Here is a 16,288-nt window from a genome sequence, read left to right on the forward strand (position 1 = left end):
CGGGTGCAAGGCCCGGGCGTTTTTTCATGTGTGGGTCAGGACAGTTCGGCGGCGTTCTGCCGTGAGTAGCGGTTCTGAGCCCAGGACGCGCCGACGATCATCACCAGCAGAATCCCCGCCAATACCGCCGACGAGCCGATGGTGCCGAAGTCCAGGCCACCCTTTTCATGGGGTTTGGTGAGGAAGTCGCCCAAGGTCGCGCCAAACGGCCGGGTCAGGACAAAGGCTACCCAGAACAGCAGCACCGACGAGAGCTTGGTGAAGTACTTGAGCAGTACCACCACGGCGATGGTGGAGCCGATCAGCAACGCCCCGCCGGCAAAGCCCAGCCCAGAATCGTCCGCCAAGTAGTCACCGAGGGCGGTGCCCAGGGTGTTGGAAAACAGAATCGCCATCCAATAGAACATCTCGCCGCGAAAGGTCTGGATCTTGTTGACGTTCAGCGAATCGCCACTGAGGCGCCAGGCGGCGAAAATCGCCAGCAAAATGCCGATCAGGATCAACGAGCCACTGGCGTAGCCCAGGCCCAGAGTGCGGTCCATGAAGTCCGACATGGTGGTTCCGGCGGTGCTGGTGGACAGGATCACGATCCAGTACAGCACCGGGTTGTAGGTCTTCGACCACAGCTGAGTGACCAGAGTCAGCAGGAACACACTGATCAGGATCATCGAGCTGATGGCATATCCGACATTGAGGGTCATCGACAGCAGATCACCTGCGGTTTCACCCAGGGTCGTCGCGCAGATTTTCATGACCCAGAAGGCCAGGGTGATCTGGGGAAGTTTGTTCATTGGTAAGGGAGCTCCAAGGGTCACATTCGAGATGGCCTGTCGTGGGTTGCAGACCTGCGCGAAGGCTGAACGCCCGGGAGTGAAAAATAGGTCGGGGCTGAATGAAAAAACCGTTGAAGGCTTTTTTATCCTTTTTTTGTCCGCTGCCTGCTCAATTAATGATCAGTTAATGCTGAATACTTAGCCTGCTACTGAATCCAAGTTGCGACTTGGCACGTATCTGTAGTGAGGCCTGAGTGCGGTCATCGGTGGTCAGTAATGACGGTCTACATATCGGTAAATTCGATTTTAACAAGCATTAATTTGCGCTTTTTTATCAAATTTACCGGAGTAGGATTCATTCCAAGCCCAACGCAAACACCTCAACGAACCTGGAGTCATCCCCATGAAAAGCAAACTGATCCTCGCCCTGACCCTGTCGGTACTGGCTGCCAACACCTTCGCTGCTGACGGTTTCGATCGCACCGGTTCCGCCACCTTCGCTGAAGACGGCTACGACCGCACCGGCTCCGCCACCTTCGCTGCCGACGGTTACGACCGCACCGGTTCCGCCACCTTCGCTGCCGACGGTTACGACCGCACCGGTTCCGCCACCTTCGCTGAAGACGGCTACGACCGCACCGGTTCCGCCACCTTCGCTGAAGACGGTTACGACCGCACCGGTTCCGCCACCTTCGCTGAAGGCGGCTACGACCGCACCGGTTCCGCCACCTTTGCTGAAGACGGCTACGACCGCACCGGTTCCGCCACCTTCGCTGAAGACGGCTACGACCGCACCGGTTCCGCCACCTTCGCTGCCGACGGTTACGACCGTACCGGTTCCGCCACCATCAGTTGATCGACTCACCTGACACCACAGCCCGGCTTCGGCCGGGCTTAGTCTTTTCTGGCCTGGGAAAATCATCCGCCACCTGGATCAACCGGGGCCGGGGCGCTGGAATTCGACCAGAGCGCACTGCACTATGGCGCCCTTCACTCGCACCCCTGCAGGAACCTTGAGCCATGTCCGACGATATCCACTATTACCAACCTGCCCTGGGCCACGGCCTGCCCCATGACCCGTTCAATGCCATCGTCGGCCCGCGCCCCATTGGCTGGATTTCTTCCCAGGATGCCGAAGGCCGGCTGAACCTGGCGCCTTACAGTTTCTTCAATGCCTTCAACTACATTCCGCCGATCATTGGTTTCTCCAGCGTCGGACGCAAAGACAGCCTGAACAACATCGAGGCCACCGGGGAGTTCGCCTGGAACCTGGCCACCCGGCCCCTGGCCGAACAGATGAACCAGAGCTGCGCCGCGGTCCCCGCCGAGGTCGACGAATTCGAACTGGCCGGGTTGACGCCCGTGGCCTCGAAGATCATCAGCGTGCCTCGGGTTGCTCAGAGCCCGGTGTCCTTCGAATGCAAGGTCACCCAGATCATTCAGTTGCAACGTGCGGACAAGGAGCGGGTGCCGAGCTGGCTGATCCTCGGCGAAGTGGTCGCCGTGCATATCGCCAAGTGGCTGCTCAAGGACGGGATCTACGATACCGCCGCAGCAGAACCCATTCTGCGCGGCGGCGGACCGGCGGACTACTTCCAGTTGGGACCGGAGGCCCTGTTCAAGATGCACCGCCCAGGAGCGGTCAGGTAGTTTGGCGACTCAGTGGCGGTGAAAGCTCAGTTCGCCGTCTTGATCGACGTCGGCCAGCTGTTCGAGGTGTTGCGCGGCAGCCTGGTCGGCTTCGTGAGCGGTCTTGAATGTCTGCTCAACCAGGACTTTATGAAAGCGTGGAGCCCCTGAAGCGCCCAGGGCTTTGACGGCGATGGCGGCGCTGTATCCCCCCTCCCCTGGAACCACAGCGGAAACTGCTTCGTAGTGTGCAAACTCTTTACGTGCCATGTTGCTGATCCTGGCCAATGGAAAGTCGGCCATTCTAAACCTTCAACTGGCCAGCTGGTGCACCGGCGCGCGCTGCAGTTGCGCGTACTCACCATGAGCCTCAAGCGCCGACACCGTGCTGAAGGTGTGGAAGTCCAGGCTGTTGACCACCAGGTCCTGAACCAGCTCGGCGAAGATCGCCATGGTCGGCGAGTTGAAATAGGCGGTCATTGTCTGCTGGCTGCTCCAGAAGCCGGACACCAGCCACAGGTCGGCATCGCACTGCGAATGCTGCAGAGCAAAGTGCAGGCAACCGTTGGCCTGGCGCGAAGGTTCGATCAGGCTGCTCAAGCGCGCACCCAACTCCGTGGAGCGCCCGGCCCGGGCCCGAACAAAAGCCATGTGACTGACGGGAATATGCGTGGACATTTGGAACCCTCCCAGGGTGTTGTCGAGGCAGCCGGGGGACGGGCTGCGACACAATCAACGATACGGGGCGGGCCCAGCCGCGCGTTAGTCGATTTCTGCCGTTGATTTGCCCAATCCTGCGACAAGCCTGTTCCTGCATCCCCTTGGGTGGCGACATGGGACAGAAGCGTTACAGCGGTATTTCAAGCAAGTGAAGCCCCCGTGCATCGGCTCACCTTGCCTATCGCGCGCGCAAGCAGCAGGATCAGGCAAGTTTTACGCAGAATTCGCCTACCCGCGACTCTTGCACAAACTTAAGCTGTGCCGACTGCAAACACCCCGAGGCGCCCCATGTCATCACTGGATACCCTGCCGCCGCCCCTGGCTCCGGAGATGGAACGCCAGCGCGTGGAACTGGCCGCGATCATTGCTCGCAACACCGCCGAAGACGGCAGCTACGCCACCGCCATCAACTCGCTGTTCGTCTCGCGCCACAGCACGTCCCATCACTTCGGCTCGGTGCTGGCGCAACCGGCGCTGTGCATCATGGCCCAGGGCCGCAAGGAAGTGCGCCTGGCCGATGAAAGCTACAACTACGACCCGCTGAATTACCTGGTGGTCTCGGTTTCAGTGCCGCTCAGCGGCAAGGTGGCGATCGTTTCGCCGCAAGAGCCGATCCTGGCCCTGCGCCTGGACATCGACCCCGGGGAAATCAATGCGCTGATCGCCGATGCCGGCCCCCTGGGCGTACCCGCCCGGCCTACCGGACGTGGCCTGTACGTGGAGCGCCTGGACCCGGCGATGCTGGACGCCGTGCTGCGCCTGACCCGCCTGCTGGACACCCCGAAAGACATCGCCATGCTCGCGCCGCTGGTGCGTCGGGAAATTCTCTATCGCCTGCTGCGCAGCCCCCAGGGCCACCGTTTGTATGAGATCGCCACCGCCAACAGTCAGGGCCACCGGGTCAACCAGGCCATCAAGTGGCTCAACGGCAATTTCGTGCACCCGTTGCGCATCGATGATCTGGCCCGGGAAGTCAATCTCAGCGTGTCGACCCTGCATCACCGCTTCAAGGCCATGACCGCCATGAGTCCGTTGCAGTACCAGAAGCAGCTGCGCCTGCAAGAAGCCCGGCGCCTGATGCTGGCCGAAGGGCTGGAGGCTTCGGCGGCGGGGTATCGGGTCGGCTATGAAAGCCCGTCCCAGTTCAGCCGCGAGTACAGCCGACTGTTTGGCGCGCCGCCCCTGCGAGACATGGCGCGCCTGCGGGTGGGCGGGTAACCCGGGTTCGCCGGCAAGCCGGTGCCTACAGGGCGCGGATTACGTGCTTGAGTTCCTGGAACGCTTGCAGGCCCCAAGGTCCCAGTTCACGGCCGATGCTGCTCTGCTTGTAGCCGCCCCAGGCGGTCTGGGGAAAGATCACCTGGGGGGCGTTGATCCACACCAGGCCGGCCTGCAGGGCATTGGCAACCCGTTCGGCATTTTCCACGTCCGCCCCCACCACACTGGCCACCAGGCCGAACTCGCTGTCATTGGCCAGTTCGATCGCCTCTTGCTCGCTGCTGAAGCTGCGCACACAGAGCACCGGGCCAAAGATTTCGTCACGCCACAGGGCACTGTCCAGCGGCACCTCGGTGAACACCGTGGGCTGGATGAAAAAACCCTGCTGCAACCCGGCCGGGCGGCCGCCGCCACAGACCAGCTTGGCACCGACATTCAGGCCACGATCGATGTGCGCCAGTACTCTCTGGTATTGCGCCTGATTCACCAGGGCGCCCATCACCACCTCGGGGTCGAACGGGTCGGCCACCCGAATGCCTTCGGCCCGGGCCTTGAGCCGCAGAAGGAATTCATCGGCCAACTCCTCGGCGACCAATACCCGGCTGGTGGCAGAACACATCTGCCCGGCATTGAAGAAGCCACCGCCACAGGCCAGCTCCACCGCCAGGTCTAGGTCGGCATCCGCCAGCACCAGCAAGGATGACTTGCCCCCCAGCTCCAGGCTCACGCCCTTGATGGTTTCCGCCGCCCGCTGCATGACCTGAACCCCCACCGCATTACTGCCGGTGAAGGAAATCTTCGCCACTCGCGGGTCCGCCGCCAAAGGCGCGCCGACCGCCAGGCCAGTCCCGCAGACCAGGTTGAACACCCCGTTGGGCAAGCCGCTTTCGGCGATGATCGCCGCCAGCTCCAGCTCCGGCAGCGGAGTGACTTCCGAGGGTTTGAGCACCACGCTGCAGCCGGCGGCCAGAGCGGGCGCCAACTTCCAGGCCGTGGTGACCATGGGGAAGTTCCACGGCACGATCAGTCCGACCACGCCACAGGGCTCACGACGCAGGCGCGCGCTGAAATCCGCGCTGGGCAGCGGCACATTCGCATCCTGGGTCGCGTCCAACGCCTCGGCCAGCCCGGCGTAGTAGTCAAAGGTGGCGATGACATCGTCCACATCCATGGCCGCCTCAAACTGCGGCTTGCCGTTGTTGCTCGACTGCAGCTGCATTAGCCGCTCCCGGCGTTCGGCCACGCCGGCAGCGATCTTGCGCAGCACGGCGGCACGCTCGACGCCACTGCTTTGCGCCCAGCGGGCAAGCCCCGCCGTAGCGGCCTGCAGCGCCTGATCCACGGCTTGCGGCCCGGCGCCCGCCACCCAGGCCAAAGGCGCCTCGGTGGACGGGTTGATCACCTGCAGATGCTCGCTGCCTGCCGACCATTGGCCATCGATGTACACACCGTTCAATACGTGCGGCGAACTCATGCCTGTACTCCTTGAGTCCAGCGATTCTGGTCAACTTCAATCAAGCTCGGTCCCTGGCGATCGGCTGCCATGCGCAGGGCCACACGCAGTTGTTCGACACTGTCGATACGCTCGGCCGCGCACCCGAGGCCCTTGGCCACGGCAATGAAATCCGGGGTGTAGATGTCGACTCCCACGGGCTCGATGGCTCGATTGACCATGTATTTCTTGATCTCTTCATAACCCTGGTTATTCCACAGCAGGACGATGATCGGCGTGCGTGCTTCCACGGCGCAGGCCAGCTCCGCCAGGGTGAACTGCAAGCCGCCGTCGCCGATCAGGCAAGCCACCGGTCGCCGCTGACTGGACTGGGAAGCGCCCCCGAGCCAGGCACCGATGGCAGCCGGCAAGGCATAACCCAGGGTGCCGTAGCCGGTGGACGAGTTGAACCAGCGCCGCGGCTGCTCAGGATTGAACGTCAGGTTGCCGCTGTACACCGGCTGAGTGGAGTCGCCCACCAGGACGATCTCCGGCAACTCCTGAACCACGGTTTCCAGGAACAGGGTCTGGGCCCGGGTCGGCGAGTCCCACAGGTTCTCGAGTTCGCTGCGCAAGGCAGCGGCCCGGGCCGGGCCCCAGTCGCTGCCGCGCTCGCTCAAGGTTTGCCGGGACAGGTCTGCCAGCAGGGCTTGGGCAGCGTTCCGGGCATCGGCTACCAGCGCCACTTTCGGTGGGTAGTTGCGCACCGTTTGATCGGCGTCGATATCGATCCGCAGTAAGGCCCCGGGAATTTCAAAGCCGCCGGCAAAGGTCACGTCGTAATCGGTTTCCGCCAGTTCGGTGCCAATGGCCAGCACCACGTCGGCCTCGGCCACCAGGGCACGGGTCGCCACCATCGACTGGGTGGAGCCAATCAGCAGCGGGTGAGCCGACGGCAACATGCCCTTGGCGTTGATCGTCAGGGCTACCGGGGCCTGCAGCAGTTCTGCCAAACGGGTCAGGGGAGCGGCAGCGTCAATGGCGCCGCCACCGGCCAGGATCAGCGGGCGCTTGGCCGTTGCCAACAGCTGACTCATCCGGGCGACGGCGTCCGGGGCGGCACCGGCACGGGCAATGGTTACCGGCTCGCTGGCCAGCAAGTGATCCGCATCCTGAACCAGCACATCGAGAGGAATCTCGATATGCACCGGACGTGGGCGTCCCGCCTGGAACAGGGCGAAGGCCCGGGCCAGCACCACTGGCAGTTCGTCGGCACTCATCAGGGTATGGGAAAACGCCGCCACGCCACTGACCAGTGCGCTCTGGTTCGGCAATTCATGGAGTTTGCCGCGCCCGCCGCCCAACTGGCTGCGGGTCTGCACGCTGGAGATCACCAGCATGGGAATCGAGTCCGCATAGGCCTGGCCCATGGCGGTGGTGATGTTGGTCATGCCGGGGCCGGTGATGATGAAACACACACCGGGCTTGCCGCTGGTGCGGGCGTAGCCATCGGCCATGAATCCGGCGCCTTGCTCATGGCGCGGGGTGACATGATGGATGGGCGAGCGGGCCAGGCCGCGATACAACTCGACGGTATGCACTCCGGGAATGCCGAACACCTGCTCAACCCCATAACCTTCAAGTAACTTGACCAGTACTTCGCCGCACGTCGCCATCTCATCGCCCTTCTTATTGGTGGGATACCCGACGCCTGACCACTGGCTGGAAAACGTCAGCAGACGCCGGGAGGGCTATTGGAACGGTGAGGCTGTAGCCGCAACAATGGATAAAAAGTCATACTAGCCATGTCCTCACGTCATGCCTTGGCTCCCCATGAAACGCTTGCCTCCCCTGCCCGCGCTGCACACCTTTCTGGTCACCGCCCAGTGCTGCAATTTCACTCGCGCTGCCGAGCAATTGCACATCACTCAAGGAGCGGTGAGCCGACAAATTGCCGGCCTGGAAAGCCACCTGGGTTATCCGTTGTTCCAGCGCCATGCCCGGGGCTTGAGCCTGACTAGCGAAGGGGCACAATGGTTGCCGCGGGTGCTGCAGGTATTCGAACTGATCAATGGCGCGGTGGATGACATCGGTGGACAGAACCGCAACCTGCGCCTCAAGGCTCCGACCTGTGTGATGCGCTGGCTGCTGCCACGGCTGCTGCAATGGCAGAGGGAACGCCCGGACGTTCCGGTACAACTGACCACCACCATTCAGCACGGCGTGGATTTCAGCCGCGAACCCTTCGATGCCGCCGTCATGTATGGAGCCCCGCCGCACCCGACCCTAGGTTCGCGGCACCTGTTCAATGAACAACTGACGCCGGTCTGCTCACGACCGCTGCTGGAGGGGCCGATGCCCCTCAAGAGCCCGGCGGACTTGCAACAGCACTTGTTACTGCATCCCTCCCATGATCAACGGGACTGGCAAAGCTGGTTGAAAGCCGCAGGCACGCCACTCAATACCCTGGGCAAGGGCCAGCATTTCGAGACCCTGGACCTGGCGATGTCCGTGGCGTCCCAGGGGACGGGAGTGGCGATTGGCGACTGGGCGTTGATTGGCGACGACCTGAGTGCCGGACGGCTGGTCATGCCTTTTGAACTGAAGGTACCGACGGGCCAGGCGTACTACCTGGTCTACCCGGAGCGCCCGGGGCCTTCGGCGGCCTTGCAGGAATTGCTGGACTGGTTGGTGGAGCAGGCCAAACAGCGTTGAACGGGAAAACACTGATGCCGGCAGACAGCAAAAAGGCCCGCGAGGGCCTTCAATACTGACCGGAACACCCCGATAACCGCTTACGGCAGGCGGCTACCAGGGCAATCGGTCGCTGATCAGTAACCGACGGTGAAACGCTGGCGGCGATGAGCCGGTTTTTCCACTTCGTCGATCAGGGCAATGGCGTAGTCGGCGAAACTGATCCAACTGCGACCTTGGGCACTGACCAGCAGATCGTCCTGGCCCAGGCGGAACTGCCCGGTGCACTCACCCTCAACGAACTCCGCCGATGGCGAGAGGAAAGTCCAGTCCAGATCCTGCTCCTTGCGCAAGGTATCCAGGTACACGCCACCGGCGCTGGCCTCGGCCTTGTACTCCTCCGGGAAACCGGGGCTGTCGATGACCTTGCCGCCACCGGGCAGCAGCAGCGAACCCGCACCGCCCACCACCAGCAGACGCTTGACCCCGGCCTTTTTCACCGGGTCGATAATGGCATTGGCCGGGATGGTGGAAAAATGCGCGGCGCTGATCACCACGTCGTGGCCGGCCACCGCTGCCTGCAATGCAGCACTGTCGGCCACATCCACCTCGCGGGTGAGTACGCCGGCACGCTGGCCGATCTTCGCCGTGTTGCGGGCGATGGCGGTGACGCTGTGACCGCGACGCAGGGCTTCTTCCAGGAGTTGGCTACCGGCACGGCCGGTGGCACCAATGATTGCGATTTTGCTCATGACATGTCTCCAGTTGGCTAAGAGAGTACAGAGGCGTCCACTCCCCGAAGGGAGCGGGTCAAGCCGGTTTCACCACTTCATTTCGCCCTTGGCGACCTTGGCGCTCAGTTCCAGGGAGCTGTCTTCGCCCAGGTCCGGGTAACGCTTTTTCATGGCCGCGATCAGCGCGGCGGAGTCCTTGGCCTTGGCCGTCTCTTCATCAAAGGCCTTGATGTAGTCCGCGGTGAAGTGCACCGGGGCCAGGGAGCGGGCGCTGTCGCCGAGGAAGTGCCCGGGGATCACAGTCTTGGGCTGCAGGCCCTCAATGGTCTTCAGGGTGCTCAGCCAGTCCTGATGGGACTGCGGGGTCTGGGTATCGGCCATCCATACGTGGATGTTCTCCGCGACCACCACGCCCCCTACCACGGCCTTGATCGACGGAATCCATACAAAGCTGCGGTCCGGTTGCTTGCCATCCAGGCCGATGACCTCGAGTTTCTGCCCTTCCAGAGTCAGGCTGTGGCCCTTGAGTACGCCGGGCACAATGGTCTTGGCCGGAATGTCTGCACCCATTTTCGGCCCCCAGAACGCCAGCTTGCCGTCCACCGTAGCCTTGATGTGATCCACCGTTGGCTGTGAGGCAACGACCTTGGCATCGGGGAAGGCCGTGGTCAGGGTGTCGAGGCCGAAGTAGTAATCCGGATCACCGTGGCTGATGTAGATGGTGGTCAAGTGCTTGCCACTGGCACGGATCTTTTCTACCAGTTGCTGGGCCTGGGATTTGCCGAACTGGGCATCCACCAGGATCGCGTCCTTCTTGCCGCTGACCAGTACCGAGGTCACCGGGAAGATGGCATTGGCACCCGGGTTGTAGACATCCAGTTTCAGGGTGGGCTCGGCGGCTGCGGCATGGGCGGCAAAGCCCAGGGTGGCGGTGGCCAGCAGCAGGCGTTTGAGAGAGGTGAATCCGATCATGAGGGCAGCTCCAGCATCTGTTGGCTTGGTTGGAAGTGGACAAAGCTTAGTTGCCAGACTCGTTACAAAAAATGCGATGCTTGAACATAGTTTGTTTCTGAAAGCGGGCAAATCATGGATCGTCTCCAAGCAATGCGGGTCTTCGTCACCGTTGTCGACCTGGGCAGCCAGTCGGCCGCCGCTGACCACCTGGACCTTTCACGGCCGGTGGTTTCACGTTATCTGGCGGAGCTGGAGGATTGGGTCGGCGCCCGGTTGATGCACCGCACCACGCGCAAACTCAGCCTGACGGCTGCCGGCGGCGAGATCCTGCCCCGCTGTCGGCAGATGCTGGAGCTGTCCAACGATATGCAGGCTGCGGTGGGCGAGCCTGATGACGCACCCCGCGGGCTGCTGCGCATCAGCGTCAGCACCTCGTTCGGCCAGTCACAACTGGCGGATGCCGTGGCCGACTACGTCAAACGTTATCCCGGAGTGAGCATCGATCTGCAGATGCTCGATCGCACCGTGAATCTGGTGGATGAGCGCATCGACCTGGCGATCCGTACCAGCAACGACCTGGACCCCAACCTGATCGCCCGACGCTTGACCGTCTGTCGCTCGGTGATCTGCGCCTCACCAGCCTACCTGCAGGAACACCCGGCACCACAACGGGTGGAGGAGTTGAGCCAGCACAACTGCCTGACCCACTCCTACTTCGGCAAGAGCCTGTGGCATTTCGAACAAGACGGCGAGCAGGTGTCGGTACCGGTACAGGGCAACATCAGCGCCAACGAAGCCAGTACCCTGTTGCGCACCACTGTGGCCGGCGCCGGCATCGCCATGCTGCCCAGCTACCAGGCCGGGGAGTACATCAAGCGTGGAGACCTGGTGCGCCTGCTGGCCAATGCCGAACCCCGCAAGATGAACATGTACGCGGTCTACGCCTCGCGCAAGCACATGCCGGCGACCTTGCGCAGCATGTTGGACTTCCTGGTGCTCAGGTTTCCCCAGGAGCCGCTCTGGGATGAAGGGCTGTAGACAACAGAGCAAGCGCTCAGCACTTCGATCCACCGGCTCAATACCTCGCCCAACAGGCTGGGCGGCAGCCTGGCAAGCCCCCGCAACTGACCTATGCTGATATCAATACCCCTGAAAACACGGGGGTATTGGTTCAGAGGTCGTTGCCATGAACGTCAAGACAAGAAGGTACCTGGCCATTTTCATGACCTGCACCATGACCCTGGCGCTATACGGTACCGCCGCTTATCGCGTCGAGCAGGCCCGTATGCAACAGCGTAACTACGCCAGTTGCAACCTGGAGCGCTGCATTCCCCACAACGCCACCTTGAACGCCCTCAGGTGAGCGGCGACGCCCCGGCGCCCCCTGCCTGATCGGCCTTGAGCCGGTCGCGGAACACCTTGGGCGAAATCCCCTCGCGGCGTCGGAACAGCCGGGTGAAATTGGTGGGATCGGAAAAACCCAGGTCATCGGAAATCTCGTAGATGGTCATTCCGGTGTAGGTCAGCAGGCGCTTGGCCTCCAGCAGCTGGCGCTCGTGCATGATCTGCAGCGCCGGTTGCCCGGCCAGCTCGCGGCAGGTGCCGTTGAGGTGCGACACCGAGATGCCTAGCTTGTGAGCCAGGTCCTCGACCTTCACATGCTCGCGGTAGTGCGCCTCCACCAACTGGATAAAACCGTTGAAATACTCCCGGGCCCGCTGGGGACGCTGACTGGAACTGCTGCGCTGCAGTGCCTGGCGACCGACCCAGACCACAATCATGCTCACCAGGGCGTGCATGAGCATTTCCCGAGCCGGTTGCTGCCCCTGATATTCATTCTGCAAGGCACTGAACAAACCGTTCAGGTACTGCGCATCCTCCCGGGCCGGGTAGCTGCCAGACTTGGCCAGGGTATTTTCCGAGCGCCCCAACTGAGCTTGCATATGGCTCAACAGCGGCGCCGCCAGAGTCACGACATAACCTTCGACATCCTCGGAAAAACGAAAACCATGCACCGATAACGGCGGCAACACTTGGACCATCGGTTCGTCCAGCAGGGTCCGCTGGCCTTCGACCTCCAGTTCGGCCTGCCCTCGGAAGACGAACAGCAACTGGCAGAGGTCGGCATGCCGGTGGGGTTTGATTTCCCACTGGTGCTCACGACTGCGTTGGCTGATGGACTCGCAATGGAGCAGATCCGGGGTGGGCCACTCCAGGCTCTCGCCATAGAGTTTGAACACGGGAATGGCAGCAAGGGCAGGCTTGTTCATCACTACAGTCCAGGCCTCAGAGTAACGGGGAGGAGAATTGCACCGTTGGAAAAATGCTCAGGGCACCCGCCAGGATTCATCGACCCATTGACGGGTTCAGCCAGGAAAAACGCAAGCACCGGCGACACAAATGAACATTCGTACAGCCAGGATTCAGGGAGCCGGCACCGAACGCACACTATACAGAATGCGTCCCATTACACATCAACACCAAGTGCCACAAAGCTTTTCGAAAGTGGTGAATCCAAGACCCTTTGGCACAACGTCCACGGCTTGAACAACCTTCATGAAAAAACGCCGTGGCCTTCCTTGTGGCGTTATCCGATAGCTCCCTATCGAGTACACTGACGCCCATTACCGCCAGCCTTGCCGCTACGGATCAATCACTGCCCGCAGGTTTTTTCGTGACCCATTTCCAACAACCTGGCCCGCCCAAACCGGCCATCCGCAGCGTGCTGATCGCCCTGATGCTGGCGATCTTTCTCGGCGCCCTGGACCAGACCATCGTCGCCGTCTCCATGCCGGCCATTTCCGCCCAGTTCAAGGATGTCAGCCTGCTGGCCTGGGTCATCTCCGGCTACATGGTGGCAATGACCGTGGCAGTGCCTATCTACGGCAAGCTCGGCGATCTGTATGGCCGGCGTCGGCTGATGCTGTTCGGCATGGGATTGTTCACCCTGGCCTCGCTGTTCTGCGGTCTGGCCCAGAACATGGAACAACTGGTGCTGGCGCGGATCTTCCAGGGCATCGGCGCCGGCGGCATGATCTCGGTGAGCCAGGCCATCATCGGCGACATAGTCCCGCCCAGGGAGCGCGGCCGCTATCAGGGCTACTTCAGCAGCATGTACGCGGTGGCCAGTGTCGCCGGCCCGGTGCTGGGCGGCTACATGACCGAATTTCTCTCGTGGCGCTGGGTATTTCTGATCAACCTGCCCCTGGGACTGGGTGCCTGGTGGGTGGCTCACCGCACCCTAGTGGGGCTGCCGGTGCCCCAGCGCAAGCCGATCATCGACTACCTCGGCACCCTGTTGCTGATCATCGGCCTGAGCGCCCTGCTGTTGGGCATCACCCAAGTGGGCCAGGGCCACTCCTGGCGCAGCGCCAAAGTGCTCGACCTGCTGGCCATCGCCTGCATCGTCCTGGCCCTGTTCGTCTGGCATGAGCGCCGGGCCCGGGAGCCCCTGCTGCCAATGCATCTGTTTGCCAACCGCAATGCGCTGCTGTGCTGGTGCACGATTTTCTTCACCAGCTTCCAGGCCATCTCGCTGATCGTGCTGATGCCCCTGCGCTTCCAAAGCATCACCGGGGCCGGGGCCGACAGTGCCGCCCTGCACCTGCTGCCCTTGGCCATGGGTCTGCCCATGGGCGCCTATTGCGCCGGACGCCTGACCTCGGTGACCGGACGCTACAAGCCGATGATCCTGGGCGGCGCGCTATTGATGCCGGTGTCGATTCTCGGCATGGCCCTGGTGCCGCCCCAGGAGGTACTGCTGAGCAGCCTGTTCATGTTGCTCTGCGGGATTGCCGGTGGCATGCAGTTCCCTACCTCCCTGGTGGGCACCCAGAACTCGGTGGAGCAACGGGATATCGGTGTCGCCACCAGCACCACCAACCTGTTTCGCGCCCTGGGCGGCGCGGTGGGGGTGGCGCTGATGTCGGCATTGCTCCTGGCCTTGCTGCAGGATTCCAGCCTGGCGCATCTGAGTGGCGCAGGTCTGATGAGCGAGGGGCACTCCGGCAGTGCCTTGCTGGAAGGCCTGAACGCCGCGCCTGGCTCCGCGCGCGACGCATTGCGCAACGAGTTGCTGCTGACCTTCCGGCATCTGCTGCTGGTCAGTGCCGCAGTCTCCCTGCTGGGGCTCGCTGCGGCGATTGCCATGCCCAATCGCCTGCTACGGGGCCGTGAAGACAAGGCACGTTGATCCTGATGCCGGCAGAGGCTAGCGTTCAGGACTCAAGGGCTGTAGTACCCCACGGCAACTAACAGATTCCCGACCTTGCGCAAGTAGGCATGCTTGTCCTCGATCTTGCCAGTCACCGGGTTCTTCCAGCGGTACTCGTATTCCCCCTGATCCTGGCCTGCCATCGACGCCAGGATCGGTTCCCCCACCGGTTTGCCCTCCGGGTCCTTGATCTTGCCGAAATCGGTATTGAGCAGACGCAGATTGGTGCCATGGGCCAGATAGCGGTGGCTGTCGAGGTCCACCACGAACACATACAGATCGTCTTCGAGAAACCCGCCACGCAAGTCATTGATGGCTTTGAGCGTACCCGGCTGATCGCTGCCCAAGGCCGTAGCCGCTCGCTCCAGCAGTGCCTTGGCCTGCTCGGCCGAGGCCCGAGGCAGGTAATACCCCACCGCCAGGATGCGCTCGCCGATACGCTGGAAGTACACATGCTTGCGTTCGATCTTGCCGTCGGCCCAGTTCTGCCAACGGTACTCGGCTTGCTGGATGCCATTGGCCTCGGGAATCTTCAGGGCGTCCTTGAACGCCTTGCGCAGATCCGGCTCCAGGGCTTCGGAGACATCTCGACCAATCAATGCCGACGAAGGACCGCCACTGGCCAGCATCACGCCCCGGGTGTCCACCACGAACACATAACGATCGCGGTCGACGAACTCACCCTGACGGCTGAAGGCCGCAAACGCCTTGTCACCCTGGTCGTGGTAATAGCGCAGGGCTTTTTCCAGCAGCGCCCGGGCCGCCACACCGTCATCGGCCGCCGGTACCGCCGCATGCAGCGGCCCCATGCACAGCAACAACAACCATCCCAGCCAGGTGTTTTTTTGCAACAGCCTCATCGCTCGCTCCTCGTTCCTGATGGCGTTTGAAGAGCGTAGACGGCTGCGGGACATGAGTGAATATTCAGCGCACTTTGGCCAAACAGTGCCCACCCACGCCATGCGTGGGTGGGCCTGACCGTTCAAGGACGGGTATTGATCTGCTGCTGCAGGTTCTGGATCTGGCTTTGCAGGGTATTGATGTTGCGGGTGACCTGGCCACGGAACGCATCGAACTCGGCAGTGCTGGCTCCGTTCTGGGCGGCGGCGGGACGATTGTCCTGCTCACTCTTGAGCACCACCAGCTCCTGCTCCAGGCGCTCGATGGCGGCGCTCGGGTTGCCCTGTTTTTTCAACGCGGCAAGGTCGGCACTCAGGCTCTTGAGTTGGGTATCGACCTTGCCGGCGTCCGTCTGGGCGCCTTTCAGGCTCGCCAGTTCAGAGTTCAGGGCTTTGACCTGAGCCTGTAACTGGGCATTGGCCGCCTGCTGCTCGGCATTCTGGGCACTCATCTGCGCCAGGCGCTTGTCCAGGTCCGTGGCCTGCCCCGCCACGCCCTGCTGTTGTCGGCTCTGATCCTGCAGCCGGCTTTCCAACTGCTTGATCTGCAGCTTCAAGGCTTCGCTGTCAGTGGTGACATTGGTCTGGCTGGCCACCACTTTGCCGGAGATATCCTGCAGACGACCGGCGGCCTCTTCGCTGATCCTGGCGAAGCTTTCCTGAGTCGCCACCAGTTGCTGCTCCATCAGCGAGATCTGCTGAAAGCTCCACCAGGCAAGGCCGATGAAGGCAAAGAACAATGCCCCCACCAATGCCCACAATGGACCGGTACTGGGCCCCTTGGCCTTGACCACCGGAGCGCTGCGCGAATGCACGGTGGTGCGCTCACGGGCAGCGCTGGTGGCAGGAAAGACATCGTCATCGAGGGGATCGGCGCGCAGACTTGGAACGTCATCGAAGTCATCGTGTGCATCGTTACGCATGGGGCAACCTTTGTGAACCGCGGTGATGGCTGAATGCGGCGAGTATAAACCGCTAATTCACCCGGCCTATGGACCGGCCCGGGCAAACCGGGTTCAGTC

17 protein-coding genes are annotated in these 16,288 nt (G+C 62.3%); 7 read left to right on the forward strand and 10 right to left on the reverse strand.

Translation table 11 applies throughout. The features are described 5' to 3' along the window. Window positions 1-35: 35 nt before the first annotated feature. The gene (locus tag ACSSVC_RS28515; protein WP_404937548.1) at window positions 36-791 is read right to left on the reverse strand and encodes a COG4705 family protein; all 756 of its coding nucleotides are present in this window, start codon (window positions 789-791) and stop codon (window positions 36-38) included. Window positions 792-1,176: 385 nt separating this feature from the next. Between ACSSVC_RS28515 and ACSSVC_RS28520 the strand changes: the two genes are divergently transcribed. Continuing rightward, the gene (locus ACSSVC_RS28520) at window positions 1,177-1,629 is read left to right on the forward strand and encodes a heme utilization protein (RefSeq protein ID WP_446439185.1); all 453 of its coding nucleotides are present in this window, start codon (window positions 1,177-1,179) and stop codon (window positions 1,627-1,629) included. Window positions 1,630-1,793: 164 nt separating this feature from the next. After that, window positions 1,794-2,423 (forward strand): flavin reductase family protein, encoded by a 630-nt coding sequence (locus tag ACSSVC_RS28525; protein WP_346632474.1) that lies wholly within the window; start codon window positions 1,794-1,796, stop codon window positions 2,421-2,423. A gap of 9 nt (window positions 2,424-2,432) precedes the next feature. Here ACSSVC_RS28525 and ACSSVC_RS28530 read toward each other — a convergent pair whose 3' ends face one another. Together ACSSVC_RS28530 and ACSSVC_RS28535 are read right to left on the reverse strand one after the other, a co-directional pair. Continuing rightward, window positions 2,433-2,705, reverse strand: a complete 273-nt coding sequence (locus tag ACSSVC_RS28530) for a hypothetical protein (protein ID WP_339070115.1) — start codon at window positions 2,703-2,705, stop codon at window positions 2,433-2,435. A gap of 9 nt (window positions 2,706-2,714) precedes the next feature. After that, window positions 2,715-3,080: a putative quinol monooxygenase gene (locus ACSSVC_RS28535; protein ID WP_346632475.1), complete on the reverse strand. Its 366-nt coding sequence runs from the start codon at window positions 3,078-3,080 to the stop codon at window positions 2,715-2,717. A 330-nt stretch (window positions 3,081-3,410) separates the two neighbouring features. Between ACSSVC_RS28535 and ACSSVC_RS28540 the strand changes: the two genes are divergently transcribed. Further along, on the forward strand, window positions 3,411-4,340 hold the full coding sequence (locus tag ACSSVC_RS28540; protein WP_346632476.1) for an AraC family transcriptional regulator: 930 nt from the start codon (window positions 3,411-3,413) through the stop codon (window positions 4,338-4,340). Between the two features lie 25 nt (window positions 4,341-4,365). On the opposite strand, the gene ACSSVC_RS28545 is transcribed toward ACSSVC_RS28540, so the two are convergent. Next, entirely contained in the window at window positions 4,366-5,814 is a 1,449-nt protein-coding gene (locus tag ACSSVC_RS28545; protein ID WP_446439184.1) for an aldehyde dehydrogenase family protein, read from the reverse strand. Beyond that, on the reverse strand, window positions 5,811-7,448 hold the full coding sequence (locus tag ACSSVC_RS28550) for a 5-guanidino-2-oxopentanoate decarboxylase (protein WP_346632478.1): 1,638 nt from the start codon (window positions 7,446-7,448) through the stop codon (window positions 5,811-5,813). The genes ACSSVC_RS28545 and ACSSVC_RS28550 overlap by 4 nt, the downstream gene beginning before the upstream one ends. A 157-nt stretch (window positions 7,449-7,605) precedes the next feature. On the opposite strand from ACSSVC_RS28550, the gene ACSSVC_RS28555 reads away from it, so the two are divergent. Next, entirely contained in the window at window positions 7,606-8,487 is an 882-nt protein-coding gene (locus ACSSVC_RS28555; RefSeq protein WP_346632479.1) for a LysR substrate-binding domain-containing protein, read from the forward strand. A gap of 116 nt (window positions 8,488-8,603) precedes the next feature. On the opposite strand, the gene ACSSVC_RS28560 is transcribed toward ACSSVC_RS28555, so the two are convergent. Together ACSSVC_RS28560 and ACSSVC_RS28565 are read right to left on the reverse strand one after the other, a co-directional pair. After that, complete coding sequence (locus ACSSVC_RS28560; protein ID WP_492611755.1) at window positions 8,604-9,218, reverse strand: NAD(P)-dependent oxidoreductase; 615 nt, start codon at window positions 9,216-9,218, stop codon at window positions 8,604-8,606. A 69-nt stretch (window positions 9,219-9,287) separates the two neighbouring features. Continuing rightward, the gene (locus tag ACSSVC_RS28565) at window positions 9,288-10,172 is read right to left on the reverse strand and encodes an MBL fold metallo-hydrolase (RefSeq protein WP_346632481.1); all 885 of its coding nucleotides are present in this window, start codon (window positions 10,170-10,172) and stop codon (window positions 9,288-9,290) included. A 114-nt stretch (window positions 10,173-10,286) separates the two neighbouring features. On the opposite strand from ACSSVC_RS28565, the gene ACSSVC_RS28570 reads away from it, so the two are divergent. Together ACSSVC_RS28570 and ACSSVC_RS28575 are read left to right on the forward strand one after the other, a co-directional pair. Then, window positions 10,287-11,192 (forward strand): LysR family transcriptional regulator, encoded by a 906-nt coding sequence (locus tag ACSSVC_RS28570; protein WP_346632482.1) that lies wholly within the window; start codon window positions 10,287-10,289, stop codon window positions 11,190-11,192. Between the two features lie 148 nt (window positions 11,193-11,340). After that, window positions 11,341-11,517 (forward strand): hypothetical protein, encoded by a 177-nt coding sequence (locus ACSSVC_RS28575; protein ID WP_162884084.1) that lies wholly within the window; start codon window positions 11,341-11,343, stop codon window positions 11,515-11,517. Here ACSSVC_RS28575 and ACSSVC_RS28580 read toward each other — a convergent pair. After that, on the reverse strand, window positions 11,510-12,424 hold the full coding sequence (locus ACSSVC_RS28580; RefSeq protein WP_346632483.1) for a helix-turn-helix domain-containing protein: 915 nt from the start codon (window positions 12,422-12,424) through the stop codon (window positions 11,510-11,512). The genes ACSSVC_RS28575 and ACSSVC_RS28580 overlap by 8 nt on opposite strands. A 404-nt stretch (window positions 12,425-12,828) precedes the next feature. Here ACSSVC_RS28580 and ACSSVC_RS28585 point away from each other — a divergent pair, with 404 nt between their 5' ends. Next, complete coding sequence (locus ACSSVC_RS28585) at window positions 12,829-14,346, forward strand: MDR family MFS transporter (RefSeq protein ID WP_492611756.1); 1,518 nt, start codon at window positions 12,829-12,831, stop codon at window positions 14,344-14,346. A gap of 32 nt (window positions 14,347-14,378) precedes the next feature. Here ACSSVC_RS28585 and ACSSVC_RS28590 read toward each other — a convergent pair whose 3' ends face one another. Together ACSSVC_RS28590 and ACSSVC_RS28595 are read right to left on the reverse strand one after the other, a co-directional pair. After that, window positions 14,379-15,227, reverse strand: a complete 849-nt coding sequence (locus tag ACSSVC_RS28590; RefSeq protein WP_492611757.1) for a cache domain-containing protein — start codon at window positions 15,225-15,227, stop codon at window positions 14,379-14,381. A 122-nt stretch (window positions 15,228-15,349) separates the two neighbouring features. Further along, window positions 15,350-16,189 (reverse strand): ATPase, encoded by an 840-nt coding sequence (locus ACSSVC_RS28595; RefSeq protein ID WP_492611758.1) that lies wholly within the window; start codon window positions 16,187-16,189, stop codon window positions 15,350-15,352. Window positions 16,190-16,288 lie beyond the last annotated feature (99 nt).

Source organism: Pseudomonas sp. E1BtOHC1, from assembly GCF_058744285.1.